This window comes from Halobacillus andaensis (assembly GCF_014636475.1).
Taxonomy (GTDB): Bacteria; Bacillota; Bacilli; order Bacillales; family Halobacillaceae; genus Halobacillus_A; species Halobacillus_A andaensis.
Map to the genome: position 1 here is coordinate 64,584 of NZ_BMEL01000003.1, position 17,398 is coordinate 81,981.

Below are 17,398 nucleotides of genomic sequence, written 5' to 3' on the forward strand. Positions count from 1 at the left end.
TTCGATTGTAGACTGCATTCCCATGGGATGCAGTTTTTTTGTGCTTCAAAATCGAAGGAGGGAAAAGAAATGAACAAACAATGTGGAAATTCACGTATTGCAGGGTGCTCCTTTTCGGTACACCCGATGTCTGATCACTTTATTCAACATATTATGGATAGCTTAAAAGAAGTGGATACGTCAAAGGTTTGGCTGCACACCGATGATGTAACGACAACGATTCGAGGAAGAATGGAACACGTCTTTGATGTGACAAAAGCGATTTTACTTACAGTTTCTAAAAGCGGTGTTCACGTGGCTTTTCAAGGAACATATTCGATTGGCTGCCCGGGTGATTCTGCTGGAGATGTATATATGGCGGAAACTAGTGAACGGGCAAATGAACCATCGATTCACTCAATTCAACAGCCTATTGCAGCCAAGTTCTCCCTCTACCCAATGGGCGGTGGAAACTATATGGATACGATTTATCAGCAAATTGACCACATGAAGGAAAACGGAGTGAATGTTTCACCGGCTCATTACTCCACCAGACTCGACGGGGATACCCATCAAATTTTCAATGGACTCGAAAGTGTTTTTCGTGAAACGGAACAAAGCGGCTCCTCCCACACGGTTATGACCGTAACGGTTTCAGCCAACAGTCCTTCGACAAAGGGGAATGAGGCATGAAGAACTGGAGACTAAAAGAAATTGTCGTGATGTCAGCCTTATCTGTTGTATTCGCTGTCGTCTATTTAGCTTTTTTACCTGTAGGAAAAGTTCTCGTTGGCTTCTTCGGACCGATTGGCTATGATTTTATTTTTGGCATTTGGTTTATCGTTTCAATCATTGCCGCCTATATTATCCGTAAGCCCGGGGCCGCTTTCTTATCTGAAACAATTGCAGCCACTATCGAAGTTCTACTTGGTAATGCAATAGGACCAATGCTCATCATAACAGGTATGATTCAAGGCTTAGGTGCCGAATCTGCATTTGCTATGACGCGTTATAAATACTACAACGTTCAAACGTTAATGCTGGCAGGTGTTATGGCCGCTGTCTTCAGCTTTGTTTGGGGCTACTTCACGTCTGGCTATGCTGCTCTCAGCTCTACCTATGTTTTAGCGATGCTGGTTACCCGGATGATTAGCGGAGCCATTATCTCAGGATTGCTAGGAAAAGCATTAAGTGATGCATTAGCAAAAACGGGTGTTCTCTCAAGCTTTGCTTTAGTAAAAGAACAACGAAGGAAGAATGCAGCATGAGGAAAGAAATGATTCAAGTGGACAACCTTACTCTCTATTATGAAGATGAAGAAACTCCAGTTTTTCAAAACCTTCATTTTACCGTGAAGGAAGGGGACACTATGCTAGTTTTAGGACCAAGCGGCTCTGGAAAAAGCTCTCTGATTCAGTGTTTAAATGGACTATTTCCAAGAGAACTCGATGGACATATCGAAGGTCAAGTTACCATTCATGGCAAAGATTCAAGACAATATGAAGCCGGAGAAATTAGTAAGCATGTTGGAGTGGTTTTTCAAGATCCCGAAACCCAGTTTTGTATGTTAACCGTTGAAGATGAAGTAGCTTTTGGTCTTGAAAACTTACGTATCCCTTCGGATGAAATGGAAACAAAAATTGAAGAAGTTCTGAATCTAGTTGGACTAGATAAGGAGAAGGATTCTACTATTGCTACATTATCAGGGGGACAAAAACAGAAGTTATCCTTAGCTTGTGTCCTTGCCATAGAACCAAAAGTCATAGTCTTAGATGAGCCAACAGCCAATTTAGACCCTATCGCAACAAAAGATTTTATAGACATTCTCACCCATTTAAAGGAGAAGCTTAATCTTACACTTATCGTTATTGAACATCAGTTAAACGAGTGGATTCCATTGCTTAAACGTGTCTATATTTTACAACGGAACGGTGAACCTCTATATGACGGACCGCTTCGAAACGGGATCGAGAAACATGGTTCCTCCTTGCAGCAACAAGGCATTTGGATGCCGCTGGCTTCCCAATTAACCATTGAGAATAAAATACCGTATCATCAATTTCCGTTAACATTACGAGAACTAGTCTCTGAAACGAATGCGCACCGGCTTACATTATGTGAATCAACCACTACAAAGGACCTCGGGGAAAAATTATTGGAAGCGAATGAATTAACTTGGAAATCAACTGGTCAAACGATCATCCATTCAACCAGCCTGCGTATTCACCAAAACGAATTCATCGCGATTGTCGGGGCAAACGGGAGTGGAAAAACCTCGCTCAGCCGTTTACTTGCAGGTATTACACAGCAGACGAGCGGTTCAATTACAGTTAATGAAAAGAAGCTCAGTCAATGGAAGGAAAGAGACTTATATCAACAAATCGGGTATGTGTTTCAAAATCCAGAGCACCAATTTATTACCGATTCCGTCTATGAGGAAGTCGCTTTTGGTCTTCGACTCACAGGCGCTTCGAATAAGGAGATTGAAAGAAAATGTGAGGATATTCTCTCCATTTGCCAGTTAGCTCACGTAAAAGACAAGAATCCTTTTACTCTTAGTCAGGGTCAAAAAAGGAGATTAAGTGTAGCATCTATGATAGTGAGTGAGCAATCTCTTCTCTTCCTTGATGAACCAACATTTGGTCAAGATGCAGGATCTACAGAGAAACTCATGAGTTTATTACAGCAAAAATACGAAATGGGTACCTCTATCATCATGATTACTCATGACATGGATCTCGTTGATCACTTTGCTACACGCGTACTTGTTATGGAGGATGGTTCTTTAGCTGCAGACATTCATCCGGCCGAATTATGGAAGCGGTCTGATATAAATAACCACCATTTAGAGTACCCTTCTCGTATTAAGCTTGCCGAACTTATTAATGAAAAGGAGTCATCTTATGTGCCTTCATAATGTGAATCCAAGCGTTAAAGCATTAACCATCCTAGGGCTGGTTTTTGTTTTGGCTTTTCTCTTTGATCCAATTACGCCACTCCTATTTATCATTTGGACCCTATTATTGACAATGCTGTTTGGCTCATTCCGAAAAAAATACTATTTCCTTTATTTCTTCACCTTTTTTATATTTGCCGCCGGCATGCTATGGTCTACGATTGCCTTTGCTGATACACCCAAAAACCCAGCCGACCAAGTTTCATGGGCTGGCTGGGAGGTTCCGAAAGAAGATTTGTTCGTAGCCATTTCGTTATCGTTACGAATCCTAGCGTTTGCCACGCTCTCTTTACTCTTTATGTTTACAACAAATATGGTACATTTTATTTTAAGCTTGATTCAACAACTAAAACTGCCGCCTAAATTAGCATACGGCATTTTAGCCGGGTATCGATTCTTGCCATTGATGAAAACAGAATTCCAGCAAATTAGAGCGGCTCATCGCATACGAGGGATGAATCAAGCCACCTCATTAAAAGAAAAAATGAAGCAATATAAGCGCTTTGTCATCCCTCTTCTTGCTGGCGCCATTCGCAAGGCTGAACGGACAGCGATTGCAATGGAATCAAAAGGGTTTACAGGGGATAGAAATCGAACCTACTATCATAACTTGTATGTGACAAAGAAAGATTGGCTGTTTCCTATCATCATGTTTACAGCACTAGGGGTATTTATCACGCTATCAATTATTTTTGACTACTTTGCCTGGTATAACGGCCAATTGTAAGAAATAAGTGCACGTTTGTCATGCAATCATTCGCTGCTTAAATTCAGCTTGTAGTAGAACCTTCGTTCTCTTTAACCTTGCTTGACCAAGAGTTTTTAAGAAACGACTCCCTTTTCATGGCCCCACATGACGTGGGGTCGATGTTGGCACACGATGTGCCGAACACTTCCTATTTAAGGCCTCCTCGAACTCTATTAAGCGAGCCCACTGAAAAACTGAAGGTCCATTTAAAAAAGCGGTCTTCGTGGAATTTAGATTCCACGAAGACCGCTTTTCTTCTAGCTTTTAAGAGAATTGCTCCTTCTATTATCCCTTCATAAGTTAACGATTCGTTTCACATTAGCTGTAAAAATCACCATCGCCCTTTGTAACATACGAATGGATTTTTTATTGTTCTCTGTCAATTCCACAATCAGCGTTCGGTGGTGACGCCTGGTCGATTAAAACCGGCCACGTCCTGTGGCCAACATCGACACTAGCACGTCCGGTGCGTCGCGGGAACAGCGCGAGCCGAAGATCCACTTGGTCTAGTGAACTTCTTGACCAAGTTAGCTTAGGCCGTGCCCGCGGCAAGCATCCACCGACAAGCGATCAAAGCTTTCTCGACCTCCTAAAAGAGAATTACGTTGAAATCCTTTTTTCCTTATTTTAATAGTCGATGTTCAAAAGGAAAGTCGGAGAAATTTTCTACGCCATCCTTCGTAACGTGAAGCTGCTCCTCCAGTTTAACTCCTTCTTTCCCCCCTGGAGAACCGATATAGCTTTCTACGGAAAGCACCATATTCTCTTCAATTACACCATCGTACCCTTTTTCTTCAAAGTCTTGTGGATAGACGATATAAGGATATTCACCGCTAAGCCCCGTCCCATGAGCCACAGTAAAGTAACGGTTAGGGAAAAACTCATCTGGAATCTGCCAGCTTTTTTCTGCATACTCTCTAAATGTCATTCCAGGTTTTAATAAATCAATATTATACTGAATTTGCTCATAAGCTACTTGGTACAAGCGTTTCTGTTCATCGCTTGGTTCGCTATCTCCGCAATAGAACGTTCGGCTAATATCTGTAAAGTAACCAAACGGGCCATTCATATCGGTGTCAAAAGCGACTAGTTCACCTTCATTAATCACTTTATCACTGCACTCTTGAAACCAAGGATTTGTGCGGTGTCCTGAACTTAACAGCCGTGTCTCTACGTAATCTCCGCCCTGAGCAATATTCGTTTGATGAAGGTAAGACCATAATTCATTTTCCGTAATGCCGGGCTTCAGCGCCTCTTGCATTCGAATCATACCCTCTTCCGCTGTTCGTACAGAGATTTTCATCGCTTCTAACTCTTGTTTATTTTTAATACTGCGCGCATGCTCAATGGGTTCTTGTCCATCCTTCACTTCGATTCCCAATTTAGCTAATTCAATTGCGCCTACAGACGGAATATAATCAACGGCTAGCTTCTTATTATCCCCCGCATGCTGCTTCATTAAATCTTCTATTTCTTTCGCCCACTGTTTGGCGTTATCATATAGGTTCTCTCCGGAGGCTACGTACGATAATGTAATCGCTGGACGTACTTGATCAATTGTTTCTATTCCTTCTGATAAATGCTCACAGTTTGGAAAGTCAAACAATGTCACAGGGCCTTCAGTAGGAATAAAAACATAACGTGCCGGATTTCTTAGCATAAACACTTGCATGTTTCTGCTTCCTGTCGCATAGCGCAAATTCACTGGATCAAAAATGACGATGCCGCCATATCCTAGTTTTTTCAACTGCTCTCTTACTCTACCTAACCGATATTGCCTCATACGAACGAGGTCAATTTGAGTTTTATCATGACGAATGCTTTGCAACTTCCCCATTTTCCTCCTACCTTTCGAAATCTATTTATTTATCTATTACTTACATGTTACAACAAGTTATAACTTATTACAATAAGATAAACTGAATTAGCTGCCTATTTCGATTCGATAGTGGAAAGAAGCTGGTAGATATTTCGTACGGCTGTACTCAATAGGTTGCTGATCCATCCCTAACGTGATTCGTTCAATATCAATTAATGCTTCACCGGGTGTGATACCAAGCAAGTCAGCTTCATATCGAGTTGCGTTGCTGGCGGATACATTTTCTTTAATCGTAGAATAGTGGATATTGTATCTTCCAAGGTGAGGGAAGAGATCAAAGTCTACTTCCGCTTTGTCATGCACTTTTTCTCCAATATCCTTTGGCATAAATAATTGTTGGAAGGCTATGGGCTTCTGATCCGCTAAACGAAGCCTCTCTAAGACATACACCTCTTCGTCCTCTGAAATATGTAACTGACTTTTAGCGAAATAATGAGGAAGGCGATTTTCAGCGCGGAGAATTTTGACAGCCATCTCCTCTCCCAGCTCATGATGAATAACCCCGGGGTTTTCCATGTTTTCCTGAGGCTGTTGGCGAACTTTTGTGGGGGCTCCTCTTCTAGTTTCTAAAATACCTGCTTGCACGAGATCACGTACAGCTTGTCTAATCGTCGTACGGCTGACGTTGTATTGTGCCATCAACTGACTCTCGGATGGAATGGATTCTCCCGGGGGCCAAATTTCTTCATTAACATTGTGAATCATTTTGTTTTTTATTTGCACATACAACGGCATTTTTCTTTGATGGCTAGACATTTTGACTTAACTCACTCCAAACATCAAACTGATTCCCATTTAAATCGTAGAACACAAAATTCCTGCCTAGGTGGCCACGGTCCTCAATTTCTCCCACTTGTATCCCATTATTAATAAACTTTTGATGAAGGTTTTGCAAGGCGGTGTCTCCGTTCACTTCAAAAGTGAAGGAAAAGCAGCGACGTCCTTTGTAATCCGTAAAATTCGATGTTTCCCCTCCTTTAGCTTTAACGAGAAAGAAGCTTTGATTGGCCATATTCACTATCGCTTTTTCTTCATCTTTGTAACTTAATTCGACTCCAAGTTTTTTCACGTACCACTGGGCAGATGCTTCTACATCATTTACCGGTAAATACGTTGTCCCCACTCTTACTAATTCTCTCATGTCTCCCTCTCCTTCACGTTCCTGCTTGATTATTATTATACAATGCATTCTTAAGTTGAACACATTTCTGTTTTAGATTTACATGCTAAGACAGTGAACAGGAAATGACCGGAAAACTTATGAACAGTATACTACCAAAATTTTTATTTAAAGAGACCTATTACTCATTCATCAGCTTCTTATGGATCCAAAGAGCAGCAATTGATGCTTCCCCCATCGCTGCGGTTACAAGTTCTGAATGAGCAACTGTATCCCCTGCCGCCCATAGCCCGTGTACGGATGTCATTTTTGTCTGGGGATCCACAATAATGTGATGATTCTTAAGCGTCTCCGCTCCTAGTTGTACCGCTAGATCAGAACGTACCTGGTTCCCGCCAAAAGCAACAAAGGCCTTATCTACCTCATACTGTCTTCCACTAGCTGTCTTTATGATTTGGATTTGTCCGTTCTCATGAATAACGTCCTGAATGGAATCATTCTCTGTTACAATCGTATGTTCATTTAATTTCGCCTGTAACTTTTGTGACACTTGTTTGCTATCATGATTGATATAAATAAGATCTGAACTCCAATATGACAACGTTAACGCCATTCCCGCACCAACGTCGCCTGTACCTAAGACAGCTGTTTTCTTTCCCTTAATTTCATAGCCATCACAATCTGGGCAAACAAACACCGAAAGCCCTAAACACGGTTCAATTCCAGGAATATTGGGAATATGATCTTTGACTCCAGTAGCCAGCAGAACCGTCTTTCCTCTTAAGCTAATTTGTCCTTCAGCTTCAAACCAGCCGCTTTCCTTATGTAAATGACAAACCTCATCTTTGTAAAAATGCACACCTAGCCGCTCAGCATGTTCGCGGCCTGCTTGACGCAGAGTATCTCCGCTGACTCCATGAGGGAACCCTAAAATATTATTGTATTTCTGACATAATGTTGATCGTCCCTCCTCAGCATCTATAACAGCGACTTTTCTCATATATCTCCCTAACTGAATGGATGCCTGTAAACCAGCAACCCCGCCTCCTATAATGATACAATCATAATTCATGTCCAGTTGCCCCTTCCCTTGTATTTTCCTTACCTTTCCCTTATCTCAAAAGATTTACTATAATGAAAAATAGTTCAAGGAGCTTTCGTTCATAATAAAAATACACCAACCATAAGGGGATCCGGTTATGAGCATTGAAGACGTTATCTCTCGTTTAACAAAGCTTGATCATCCGTTAAATTTCCACCAACCTGTACAAATGAGTAATGATATCGCAGCTTATTTAAAGTTTTATGGCTTGGATATTAAGGGAGTAGAATTTAACCTGGGCAAGCTTGAAATTGATAAAACAGAAATTGCGGTACAGATTTTCACACCTGAGAAAAGCGAAGCTACCATCTTTCTTTTGCATGGCTATTTAAATCATGTCGGTCATTTAAATAAAATCATTCAACATTTAACGAGCCATCATTACCGCGTCATAAGTTATGATTTACAAGGCCACGGACTATCCAACGGTGATCGAGCCTCCGTCAGCAGCTTTGCTGATTACGTTACGACGTTAGAAAAATTAATGGAAAAAGTAAAAGCAGAAATGCCCGATCCTTTTTACGTCATCGGGCATAGTACAGGCGGAGCGATCATTCTCGATTATTTATTGAAACATCGCACCCACCCTTTTGATAAAGTTATTTTGTTAGCCCCCCTTGTTCGATCGAATCACTGGTACTTAACGAAAATAGCTTACAGTTTCGTTCAACTCATTCCTTTTATAAAACAAGTCAAAAGACAGATCAAAAAACGAGCGATGAGTAAAGAATACGTAGCCTTTTTAAAAAGAGATCCATTGCAGCCTAAAGCTATTCCATTAAGCTGGCTAAGAGCATTAATGGAATGGAACCAAACGATTCACCGCTATCCTCCACTTGCGACGGATTTGTTTGTCATCCAGGGGAATAAAGACGATACAGTGGAATGGACCTATAACCTTCCCTTTATTCACAAGCGTTTCTGCAACGCAAGGACCGTACTGATTGATGAGGGTCAGCATGAATTAATCAATGATGATCCGGCAACGAGAGAGATCGTTCTAACAAAAATCGTAAACTTTTTAGATGACTAATGGCGTTTTACAGAACAAAGGCGCAAGCGCCCTGGTAGACACGAAACGCATAAGCAAAACGGCCGGAGGAAGCCGGCCTTCCCTTCCGCAGGGCGGATTGCTTATGACGCGAGGGTCTGGGCGCTGGAGCTGGATGTCGCTCTTTTAAACATATATATCCACAGCTTGGAATTTTATAATTTCCTAGACAATGAAATAAAAAGTGGAAGCCTCCGCAATTAGCTTCCACTTTCTTTTGACTTATTAAGTTCTTAAACGATTCATAAGGTCATGCATAGGCTCCAATGAAGTCACTTTTTGATTACACATCATACTATCCTGACAAATATAGTTGCCTCTTTTCACCGTTTGCTGCTCCGACTCTTTAATGGTTGTTGTAAACATCCCCACTTTCTCATGCTCTTGACAAATTGAACAAATGCCCTTTGTTCTTGATTTAGAAAAGTCTCCCGCTATCCCTTTTAAGCTTTTACCTTCTTGAAACACAATATATTTACGGTGGGCCCCATGGTCGTTCCATCCGAGATAAGATAGCTCTCTTCGATCAACATCTTTTAACACAGGGACTTTAACCTTCTTTACTTTCGGAAACATTTTTTTAATTTCATTTTCCTGGACCTCTGGAAAAGGGATCACATAATGTTTTAATTGGGATAGGATCAGTACAGCATCTGCCTGATCTTCAATTCCAGTCACTTGTTTAACCATTTCTATTTGAGCAGCTGATAATTCTTCAAAAATATTAAGCACTTTTTCTTCGGAAATAGATTTTAGGGCTTGAATAACCCCGTGATCGTTTACCGTAGAATGTCCATGAATTAAATGATGAGTTTGGTCTTTAATAAAATTAAACTGATCACTGCGGATGAACGATTCCAAGGCGATTCCTCCTTTTTGGAGTCTGTCTATTTATTAAATTCAATTAAATTACCGTCTGGATCACTGATGAAAACTTGATGCCACTCTGTTTTATTATGTGGCTTATCAACGAATTCAACATTGTGTTTCCTCAAATTCTCAATAACATCCTCTATGTTTTTAGCTCTGATCGCAAAATGTCCATCTCGGCTATCAATTTCAGTGGTCCCTCTTAACGTATGACCTTCTTCATGAACAATAAGGTGAATTTGCGTGCTGCCCACTTGATACCAGGCACCAGGGAAACCAAAATCAGGTCGTTCGCTGCTTTCTTCAAATCCGAGCACCTCTCCATAGAAATGCTTCGCACGTTCAATATCAGTTACAATTATAGATACATGATGAATGCCTTCGTACACTGCTTGCAACCCCTTTCTTTATACTATTATCCTACTACATCCTCTCCCAAAAAGTCAGGTAGTAACTTCTGAAAGATAAGGCATCCTAGATAGAGAAAGCATAGAAATTGACATGCTCATAGGCATCGTTTATCGTAAGTAAAGTCAAATTCGTAGTAAAACGATCAGAATTATAGATATCAAAAAGGAGGCAATGACATGAGAAGTTTTTTTAAGGCTTATGCAGGCGTATCTCTTATTAAAAAAATCACTGTTGCTTTAAGTCTCGGGATCTTAGTTGGTCTTATCTTTGGAGAAAGTGCCAGTGTATTAGAGCCATTCGGCGACTTATTACTTCGTTTACTGCAATTTATTATTTTACCGCTTATCCTCTTCACTCTAATCGTCGGGGTAAATCAAACGAATATCGGAAGTCTTGGCCGGATGGGCGGAAAGGTTTTCCTCTATTATTTAGCTACTTCCGCCGCAGCCATTATTGTGGGAGTGACGGTGGCCAGCTTATTTAATCCTGGTACAGGCACTTCATTAAGTGGTGATGAAAGCTTTGAAACGCCGGAAAACCCAGGAGTCGTAGAAGTCTTATTAAATATCGTTCCGGATAACATCGTAACGGCATTTTCCGAACTTAATTTACTCGGGATTATCTTTACGGCACTCGTATTCGGGATTGCCATTTCGTATTTACGTTCGACAACTGATTACCACGAGGCTGGCGATAGACTTTTCAAAGGAATTGATGCGTTAAATGAAGTAACCCTCACGGTAATGAAAGGGATTCTGCAATTCGTTCCCATTGGAATTTTCGCTATTATTGCAAATGTCGTCGGTAGTCAAGGAACGGATACATTGCTTTCGCTTGGGAATTTTATTTTGGTTCTGTACATTGCTATATTTGTTCAGCTTACCTTTTACCTTGTTATTCTACTCATTAGCAAGATTGGGCCGGGTGCCTTTTTAAAGGAAGCACGTACACCGCTAGTGACTGCTTTTGTAACGCAAAGCAGCTCAGGTACTTTGCCTTTGACGCTAAATGCGGCTCGCAATTTAGGATTGAATAAAAGTTTGTATGGCTTTAGCCTGCCGCTTGGCGCAACCATTAACATGGACGGAGCTGCCATTCGTATTGCCGTATCGGCTGTGTTTGCGGCAAATGTTATTAATGAACCGCTTGGCTTTGCTGCCATTTTACAAATCGTCATTGTTGGTACATTGGCATCCGTTGGAACAGCCGGCGTACCCGGTGCAGGAATCGTTATGATTGCTACCGTATTCGCCCAGGTAGGGCTTCCAATGGAAGCTGTCGCATTGCTGACAGCCGTTGATGTTCTTGTTGGAATGGGCGCTACCGCATTAAATGTAACCGGTGATTTAGTAGGTACATCGGTCATTAACAAAACAGAAAAAAGTTCACCTCAATCCTAAAAGCTTGGATGGATGTAGAGACGATATCTCACCGTTCCTCCATTTATGGTCTGGCGATAACTGAAGGTCTATGAAAGGTAAAATTTAAAAAAGCGGACGGTGTGGAACTTAATTTCCACACCGTCCGCTTTTCTTCTAACTTTAAGAGATTTACGCCTTCTATTAGCTGTGAACATCTCCATCGCCCCTTGTATGCGCATGCCTTCGAGACACAAAGATGAAGCGGCCTCGTATCCGTGCCTATGTTTCCATTCGTTAATCTTCGTTTCAACCTATATCGTTATTTAGCCTTTTACTTTAGAACGGCAGGCAGCACTTCTTGAAGAGATGTTTGATTATATCGTGCTCTAGTGTGCGTTGCATCAAAGATGAAAAACTTCAATGGAATGACGCCTTGTCAACCTGGTCCGGCCACGAGATCCATGACAAAAAACGTATAGATGGTTTTTAAGAGCAGAGAGCTGAACATTCCCATGGGTTTTTAGAGTGATCTCTGTTGATGCCACGATGAGCGTTCGGTGGTGACGCCTGGTCGATTAAAACCGGCCACGTCCTATGGCCAACATCGACACTAGCACGTCCGGTGCGTCGCGGGAACAGCGCGAGCCGAAGATCCACTTGGTCAAGTGATCTTCTTGGCCAAGTTAGCTGAGGCCGTGCCCACAGCAAGCATCCACCGAAAAGCGATTCGTGAAATTCCCTAACAAACTTTAAAAGCTCTTTTAGATTAGAAAGGACTTTTTCAGTGGACTTAGTCGTTTTCTATCCTTTATTCTTTCTAACGCAAGGAATTTTTACACTTTTTAATATGTTGAAAAGCTGCTTTTTCATATTTTTTAAATTCATATTTTTATAAAAGACTGTGTTAAAAGAACGGCGGCTCACGTGTTACGAGCGGCTTATAAAAAGCGGTACGCCTTGTAAGAATCAACTTCTCTTGATCAAGCCACCAGTCTGTTTTCATGGTATGGAAGTTGTTCACCAATACAGATTCTTCTGTTTCTGAAGCAATCACTGTTTCATCTTCTGTATAGTTCTGATCCAGATTGTAAATGGCACTTCTTCCTTTAAAATTTTCCTCAGTTCCTACAAAGTTAGCCACGATCGTAAAGGATTGAGCACCCTTGGCAACCGCATCCCAGGTGGAAACGGTTCCTTTTGGATAAGGCTTATCAAACATATCATCATTCATCGAAAGCTCTATGCCGTATTGACCGTTCCAGCTAGTCGGAATGCATATCATATCGGCACGTTTCACAGCCATCACGCTTGCCACTTCTGGAAAAACAGCATCATATCCTATCATCATGCCGATTCGCCCAAACCCATTAACAGGCGTAATAGAGATCTGATTGCCAGGCGTAGCCCAATGCTCATCCCAATCATCCAGGTGGATTTTTCGGTGCTTGCCAATCACTTCTCCTTCTGGACTGATGAGAATCGCGGAATTGTAATAATGGGGAAGTTCTTTTTCGGCGAAACCAAACACAATATGGGCACCCTTTTCTTGAGCAATCTTTTTCATTTCCCGAACGGTTGGACCATCGTCTGTTTCTGCAAAAGAATGAATGTCTTGCTTTTTCTTCGTTTTCACAGGGCCGATCACAGACACCTCAGGAAGAACAATTAAGTTCACATCTTCTTCTACTTTTTCATCAATCAGCTGTTTTACTTTGTGTAAATTGGCTTCTTTATTCCCAATGACTGGCTCATATTGAATCGCTCCTGCTTTAATATGCCGGGAGTGTGTGTTTTTCGTGTAATCCCATGGACCGAGAAACAGCATTAACTCCTTGTAAGAATCCATTCTTCGTTCTAGCATGCGATCTTTCGCAGGGTTTTGATAATCTGCTGGGTTAATCTCTCCAATGAGCAAACCTGGCCCTTCTCCTTCCTCATTACGAGAAACAGGAGCTTCAGCGATTTTATCCCCGTAAGGCGACCAAATAGCACTAGCCCCAATCATTTGGAAATCTTCTTCCTTATTCGAACGGTTGGCACTTACAACGTACAGTCCGTTCATTTCGGACCAATGCTGCAGCATGGAAATGGAAGCACTCGAAGAATTCGTAGGGAAACACAAGATATCAGCCCCATTTACTGCAGCTAACCGAGCGGATTCTAAATAAGTAGAATCCTGGCAGATAATCATAGAGATTTTTCCGATTTCAGTTTCATATACAGGACAACCGATATCGCCCCAGCACGACCAATAATTCTCTACGACCCACTGGTGGATTTTCCTGTATTTACCTATATATCCTTCCGGGCCAACAAGAGCAGATGAATTGTAGTAAAGTCCAGTTTCTAAATCTTCCTTTGCCATGCCAATCACAATATATACACCATATTCTTCGGCGATTTCAGAAAACTGATCTGTCGTCAGACCAGGAATGGTATCCACATATGTACTAATCGCTGAACGATCTAAGTAATGATACCCGGTCGTCGCCATTTCTGGAGTGACAATCAGCTTTGCCCCTTGTTCTGCAGCTTGTTTAACGCGCGATTTTAACTCCCTGATATTTGCATTGCGTCGATTCAATTTCGGATTAAACTGAACAGACGCTGCTTTGAATGGTTTCTCCATACCTCTCCACCTCCTGGCTGTCTTAAACAATCATATGTTATTTACAGTTTATCGAAAATAGAGAGGAGATACAAAAAACGCTCCCCCTTTAGAGAGAAGCGCCTGATTGCTGATTTCAAAAGCTCACTGTCAGCTTAAAAACAAACGAAGTAAAAATGGAGACACTACCAATAAAGCAGCACACCCACTTAAACCGTACGTTACAACCTGAGGAAGCTTTTTCCTGCCTTTTCCATGATACCATCCTGAAAACTGCCACCTGTTTCGATAAAGTACAAATAAAAATACGTAGATGCCAAGCCCGGCGATCCACCGATATTTAGAAGTGACTGCATTTACTCCATACAAATCGGTAAGGATGTACATAAAAAAACTGCCTAAAAGCCCGAAAATCAGTATAATGCGCACCAATTCTAACATCACTCTCATTGCATAACTCCCCTCTATCTTTTTACCTTCGCATACACGCACGTATCTCTGAGTTGTTGGCCATCTACTGAAACATCATCATTGTGTAAAACACCTTCTAGTGTAAAATCTAATTTCTCAGGAATGGCTCGACTTCGATGATTAATGGCATCACAACGAATTTCCACACGCTTCGCCTTTAACTCACGGAAAGCAAACGCTGTTAACCCGGCTACTGTCTCCGTTGTATACCCTTTTCCACTAAACCTTGAATCTACCCAATAACCAATCTCAAACTTCGGCACTTCCCAATCCATGCGATGTAATCCAGTAGAACAGATGAGTTCTCCCGTTTCTTTATGAAAAGCCAGCATCCTAAGATCTTCTCTTTGAAGAAATCGGATGTGTGCTTCCCTTATATTGATTTCGGTTTCTTCTTCCGTCTGATCTTTTTGTGCGAATGGAAGCCATGGTTTTATGTCAGCTCTGGATGCTTGAACGGCTTGATAGACTTTTGGGCCGTCCCCCGGCTTTGGCATTCGAATATGTAATCGTTCGGTTTCAAACTCGCTTGGAAAATCGATAAGTATTGGATTCACCCGTCCAGCTCCTTTCCTTAGTTATCTAAATCATCGTCTAGCCATGATGCTCTTTTATTCTCCTCATTTAATTCGATGCCGTTTTTCTCTGCCAATGCTTTCCCTAAACGCGACTTATCAATACCGTTCTTTACAGCAGTTTCAACGATGAAATAAAAAACAGCCAACGTCGCTGCAGTGAACAGTACATATAATAAAAGCCCCATACAATCCCCCTTTTCTATTAAACTTTCTAGTAAATATATCACAATTTGAATCAATTCTCTTTTTATTCCATAATTTTCTTTAAATCTAAATCTTCTTATCCATCAAACGGCTCATTTTACCCATTTAAATCAATAAAAGGTCCCCCTTTCTATCTCAGTCATATCAACAACTTACCTTCTTCTACAATAAATGACAAAATCTTTTCATTTTTTACGCTTTTTTTTAATCTATTTAAAATTTTGAAACATCTAATATAATAATATTTACGTTTTTAAAATAATTTTACTTTTAATTTTCAGAAAATTGTTTTACTTGAGTGATTTTCTGACGAAGAAAGGAGAGGTTGAAAACATGGAAAAAACCCGAAAAGGATTATTCCAACGTTTTCTTGACGGGGTAGAGCACTTAGGTAATAAACTCCCTCACCCTGTTACATTATTCGCTATTTTAGCGCTTGCTGTTTTAGCGTTATCAGCCATTATTTCTGCAACTGGGGTTAGTGTTGAGCACCCGGGTGAAGAAGGAGAAATGGTGGAGGTATCAAATTTATTAAATGCTGAAGGAATTCAATATATTTTTGAAAGCATGGTAGAAAACTTTATTGGATTTGCTCCATTAGGTGTTGTACTCGCTACAATGCTTGGGATCGGGATAGCTGAAAGAACTGGTTTGATCAGCGCATGTTTACGTGGATTTGTACTTTCTGTACCTAAAAAATTAGTAACACTTGGTCTTGTATTTGCAGGGATTATGTCCAGTGTTGCTTCAGATGCGGGTTATGTCGTTCTTCCTCCATTAGGAGCCGTTATTTTTGCTGCTCTAGGCAGACATCCGCTGGCAGGTTTAGCCGCAGCGTTCGCCGGTGTATCTGCAGGGTTCAGTGCCAACTTGTTCTTATCTGCAACGGATCCTATGCTTGGTGAATTAACAATTGATGCAGCCTCTGTAGTCGATCCGGCATATGCAGAAGGCATGAATATTGCTATGAACTATTACTTTATTTTTGCTTCTGTATTTTTACTTACGTTTGTTGGTGCATGGGTAACAGAAAGAATTGTTGAGCCTCGCTTAGGTAAATACACCGGAGAATACACAGAAGATCTTAAAGGACTTGACGCTATAGAGAAAAAAGGACTAATTGCGGCCGGTATCGCTTTGTTTATAGGACTTATAGCGACAGCGCTGCTGATCGTTCCGCCAAATGCAATTATGCGCGGGGAAGACGGTTCGATTGTTCAATCTCCATTTATGAGTTCACTCGTGCCAATTATTGCCCTATTGTTCTTTATTCCCGGACTTGTTTATGGAAAAGTTACGAAAAATATTCGTAATGATAAAGACGTAGCCGAACAACTATCCGATACGATGGCATCCATGGGAATGTTTATTGTTCTTGCTTTTACAGCAGGTCAATTCGTCGCTTACTTTACCGAATCCAACATGGGATTAGTTCTGGGAGTATTCGGTGCTCAGTTTCTAGAATCGATTAACCTTTCAGGGATTCCATTAATTATCATGTTCATTTTAGTTGCAGGATTTATTAACCTGTTTATCGGAAGTGCTTCTGCTAAATGGGCCATGATGGCACCTGTTTTCGTACCGATTATGATGCAGCTGGGATATTCACCTGAACTTACACAAATGGCTTACCGCGTGGCGGATTCAGCTACAAACATCATTACGCCATTAATGACGTACTTTGCGATTATTATTGCGTTTGCTCAGAAGTACGATAAAAAGATGGGAATTGGAACACTTATTTCTGTTATGTTCCCATACTCCATCGTCTTCTTAGTAACTTGGACAATTTTCTTGATCCTGTGGATGTCATTAGGTTCTCTAGACTTCCTTCCATTCGAACCTAATCTTGGGCCGGGATCTCCTATCCATTACGAAAAGTAATTTAAAGATAATTCTGTGCAGGATTCAATCGGTACCAGCTCTCACGCGGCAAGAGTGGTAATGGTACCAGGTACCGCGGTAGCGCTCTATCCAGGAGGCATAACCCCTTTGAATTCTTTGCTTGCGGTCAATTAAAGGCACATGATCTTTAAATAAAAAAGGATCCGTTTGTACGG

17 protein-coding genes are annotated in these 17,398 nt (G+C 41.2%); 7 read left to right on the forward strand and 10 right to left on the reverse strand.

Annotated elements, in window-relative coordinates; all coding sequences use genetic code 11:
• Positions 1–69: 69 nt before the first annotated feature.
• From IEV27_RS11615 to IEV27_RS11630, 4 genes are read left to right on the forward strand one after another with little or no spacing between them, the layout of a single operon-like run.
• Positions 70–672, forward strand: a complete 603-nt coding sequence (locus IEV27_RS11615) for a YkoF family thiamine/hydroxymethylpyrimidine-binding protein (protein WP_188377668.1) — start codon at positions 70–72, stop codon at positions 670–672.
• A complete protein-coding gene (locus IEV27_RS11620) occupies positions 669–1,247 on the forward strand; it encodes an ECF transporter S component (protein ID WP_188377669.1) in 579 nt (192 codons plus the stop codon). Before IEV27_RS11615 ends, IEV27_RS11620 begins: the two co-directional genes overlap by 4 nt.
• Positions 1,244–2,896: an ABC transporter ATP-binding protein gene (locus IEV27_RS11625; RefSeq protein ID WP_188377670.1), complete on the forward strand. Its 1,653-nt coding sequence runs from the start codon at positions 1,244–1,246 to the stop codon at positions 2,894–2,896. Before IEV27_RS11620 ends, IEV27_RS11625 begins: the two co-directional genes overlap by 4 nt.
• Positions 2,883–3,662 carry an energy-coupling factor transporter transmembrane component T family protein gene (locus IEV27_RS11630; RefSeq protein WP_188377671.1) on the forward strand — a complete coding sequence of 260 codons (780 nt, stop codon included), beginning with the start codon at positions 2,883–2,885 and terminating at the stop codon, positions 3,660–3,662. The genes IEV27_RS11625 and IEV27_RS11630 overlap by 14 nt, the downstream gene beginning before the upstream one ends.
• A gap of 643 nt (positions 3,663–4,305) precedes the next feature.
• Here the strand turns inward: IEV27_RS11630 and IEV27_RS11635 are convergent.
• The 4 genes from IEV27_RS11635 to IEV27_RS11650 form a co-directional block, all read right to left on the reverse strand.
• Positions 4,306–5,520 carry a M24 family metallopeptidase gene (locus IEV27_RS11635; RefSeq protein WP_188377672.1) on the reverse strand — a complete coding sequence of 405 codons (1,215 nt, stop codon included), beginning with the start codon at positions 5,518–5,520 and terminating at the stop codon, positions 4,306–4,308.
• Between the two features lie 87 nt (positions 5,521–5,607).
• The gene (locus IEV27_RS11640) at positions 5,608–6,318 is read right to left on the reverse strand and encodes a GntR family transcriptional regulator (protein WP_188377673.1); all 711 of its coding nucleotides are present in this window, start codon (positions 6,316–6,318) and stop codon (positions 5,608–5,610) included.
• On the reverse strand, positions 6,311–6,703 hold the full coding sequence (locus IEV27_RS11645; protein WP_188377674.1) for a VOC family protein: 393 nt from the start codon (positions 6,701–6,703) through the stop codon (positions 6,311–6,313). The genes IEV27_RS11640 and IEV27_RS11645 overlap by 8 nt, the downstream gene beginning before the upstream one ends.
• Positions 6,704–6,863: 160 nt before the next feature.
• On the reverse strand, positions 6,864–7,754 hold the full coding sequence (locus IEV27_RS11650; RefSeq protein WP_188377675.1) for an NAD(P)/FAD-dependent oxidoreductase: 891 nt from the start codon (positions 7,752–7,754) through the stop codon (positions 6,864–6,866).
• A 127-nt stretch (positions 7,755–7,881) separates the two neighbouring features.
• Here IEV27_RS11650 and IEV27_RS11655 point away from each other — a divergent pair, with 127 nt between their 5' ends.
• The gene (locus tag IEV27_RS11655; RefSeq protein WP_188377676.1) at positions 7,882–8,817 is read left to right on the forward strand and encodes an alpha/beta hydrolase; all 936 of its coding nucleotides are present in this window, start codon (positions 7,882–7,884) and stop codon (positions 8,815–8,817) included.
• 243 nt (positions 8,818–9,060) lie between these two features.
• Here IEV27_RS11655 and IEV27_RS11660 read toward each other — a convergent pair whose 3' ends face one another.
• Positions 9,061–9,696 (reverse strand): FusB/FusC family EF-G-binding protein, encoded by a 636-nt coding sequence (locus IEV27_RS11660; RefSeq protein ID WP_188377677.1) that lies wholly within the window; start codon positions 9,694–9,696, stop codon positions 9,061–9,063.
• A 26-nt stretch (positions 9,697–9,722) separates the two neighbouring features.
• The gene (locus IEV27_RS11665) at positions 9,723–10,094 is read right to left on the reverse strand and encodes a VOC family protein (RefSeq protein ID WP_188377678.1); all 372 of its coding nucleotides are present in this window, start codon (positions 10,092–10,094) and stop codon (positions 9,723–9,725) included.
• Between the two features lie 198 nt (positions 10,095–10,292).
• Here IEV27_RS11665 and IEV27_RS11670 point away from each other — a divergent pair, with 198 nt between their 5' ends.
• Positions 10,293–11,516, forward strand: a complete 1,224-nt coding sequence (locus IEV27_RS11670) for a dicarboxylate/amino acid:cation symporter (protein WP_188377679.1) — start codon at positions 10,293–10,295, stop codon at positions 11,514–11,516.
• Between the two features lie 865 nt (positions 11,517–12,381).
• Here IEV27_RS11670 and IEV27_RS11675 read toward each other — a convergent pair.
• The 4 genes from IEV27_RS11675 to IEV27_RS11690 form a co-directional block, all read right to left on the reverse strand.
• On the reverse strand, positions 12,382–14,106 hold the full coding sequence (locus IEV27_RS11675; RefSeq protein WP_188377680.1) for a nitrilase-related carbon-nitrogen hydrolase: 1,725 nt from the start codon (positions 14,104–14,106) through the stop codon (positions 12,382–12,384).
• A gap of 129 nt (positions 14,107–14,235) precedes the next feature.
• Positions 14,236–14,535 carry a hypothetical protein gene (locus tag IEV27_RS11680; RefSeq protein ID WP_188377681.1) on the reverse strand — a complete coding sequence of 100 codons (300 nt, stop codon included), beginning with the start codon at positions 14,533–14,535 and terminating at the stop codon, positions 14,236–14,238.
• Between the two features lie 14 nt (positions 14,536–14,549).
• Positions 14,550–15,113, reverse strand: a complete 564-nt coding sequence (locus IEV27_RS11685; RefSeq protein WP_188377682.1) for a GNAT family N-acetyltransferase — start codon at positions 15,111–15,113, stop codon at positions 14,550–14,552.
• A gap of 17 nt (positions 15,114–15,130) precedes the next feature.
• Complete coding sequence (locus IEV27_RS11690; protein ID WP_188377683.1) at positions 15,131–15,319, reverse strand: hypothetical protein; 189 nt, start codon at positions 15,317–15,319, stop codon at positions 15,131–15,133.
• A gap of 352 nt (positions 15,320–15,671) precedes the next feature.
• Here IEV27_RS11690 and IEV27_RS11695 point away from each other — a divergent pair, with 352 nt between their 5' ends.
• Positions 15,672–17,222 carry an AbgT family transporter gene (locus tag IEV27_RS11695; RefSeq protein ID WP_188377684.1) on the forward strand — a complete coding sequence of 517 codons (1,551 nt, stop codon included), beginning with the start codon at positions 15,672–15,674 and terminating at the stop codon, positions 17,220–17,222.
• Positions 17,223–17,398: the final 176 nt, after the last annotated feature.

What these genes read in the sequence shown, in the direction of transcription:
- IEV27_RS11620 (WP_188377669.1), top strand. Translation starts at nt 669, where the DNA reads ATGAAGAACTGGAGACTAAAAGAAATTGTCGTGATGTCAGCCTTATCT.
- IEV27_RS11615 (WP_188377668.1), top strand. Translation starts at nt 70, where the DNA reads ATGAACAAACAATGTGGAAATTCACGTATTGCAGGGTGCTCCTTTTCG.
- IEV27_RS11680 (WP_188377681.1), bottom strand. Translation starts at nt 14,535, where the DNA reads ATGAGAGTGATGTTAGAATTGGTGCGCATTATACTGATTTTCGGGCTT.
- IEV27_RS11695 (WP_188377684.1), top strand. Translation starts at nt 15,672, where the DNA reads ATGGAAAAAACCCGAAAAGGATTATTCCAACGTTTTCTTGACGGGGTA.
- IEV27_RS11655 (WP_188377676.1), top strand. Translation starts at nt 7,882, where the DNA reads ATGAGCATTGAAGACGTTATCTCTCGTTTAACAAAGCTTGATCATCCG.
- IEV27_RS11690 (WP_188377683.1), bottom strand. Translation starts at nt 15,319, where the DNA reads ATGGGGCTTTTATTATATGTACTGTTCACTGCAGCGACGTTGGCTGTT.
- IEV27_RS11645 (WP_188377674.1), bottom strand. Translation starts at nt 6,703, where the DNA reads ATGAGAGAATTAGTAAGAGTGGGGACAACGTATTTACCGGTAAATGAT.
- IEV27_RS11635 (WP_188377672.1), bottom strand. Translation starts at nt 5,520, where the DNA reads ATGGGGAAGTTGCAAAGCATTCGTCATGATAAAACTCAAATTGACCTC.
- IEV27_RS11625 (WP_188377670.1), top strand. Translation starts at nt 1,244, where the DNA reads ATGAGGAAAGAAATGATTCAAGTGGACAACCTTACTCTCTATTATGAA.
- IEV27_RS11670 (WP_188377679.1), top strand. Translation starts at nt 10,293, where the DNA reads ATGAGAAGTTTTTTTAAGGCTTATGCAGGCGTATCTCTTATTAAAAAA.
- IEV27_RS11675 (WP_188377680.1), bottom strand. Translation starts at nt 14,106, where the DNA reads ATGGAGAAACCATTCAAAGCAGCGTCTGTTCAGTTTAATCCGAAATTG.
- IEV27_RS11640 (WP_188377673.1), bottom strand. Translation starts at nt 6,318, where the DNA reads ATGTCTAGCCATCAAAGAAAAATGCCGTTGTATGTGCAAATAAAAAAC.
- IEV27_RS11630 (WP_188377671.1), top strand. Translation starts at nt 2,883, where the DNA reads ATGTGCCTTCATAATGTGAATCCAAGCGTTAAAGCATTAACCATCCTA.
- IEV27_RS11650 (WP_188377675.1), bottom strand. Translation starts at nt 7,754, where the DNA reads ATGAATTATGATTGTATCATTATAGGAGGCGGGGTTGCTGGTTTACAG.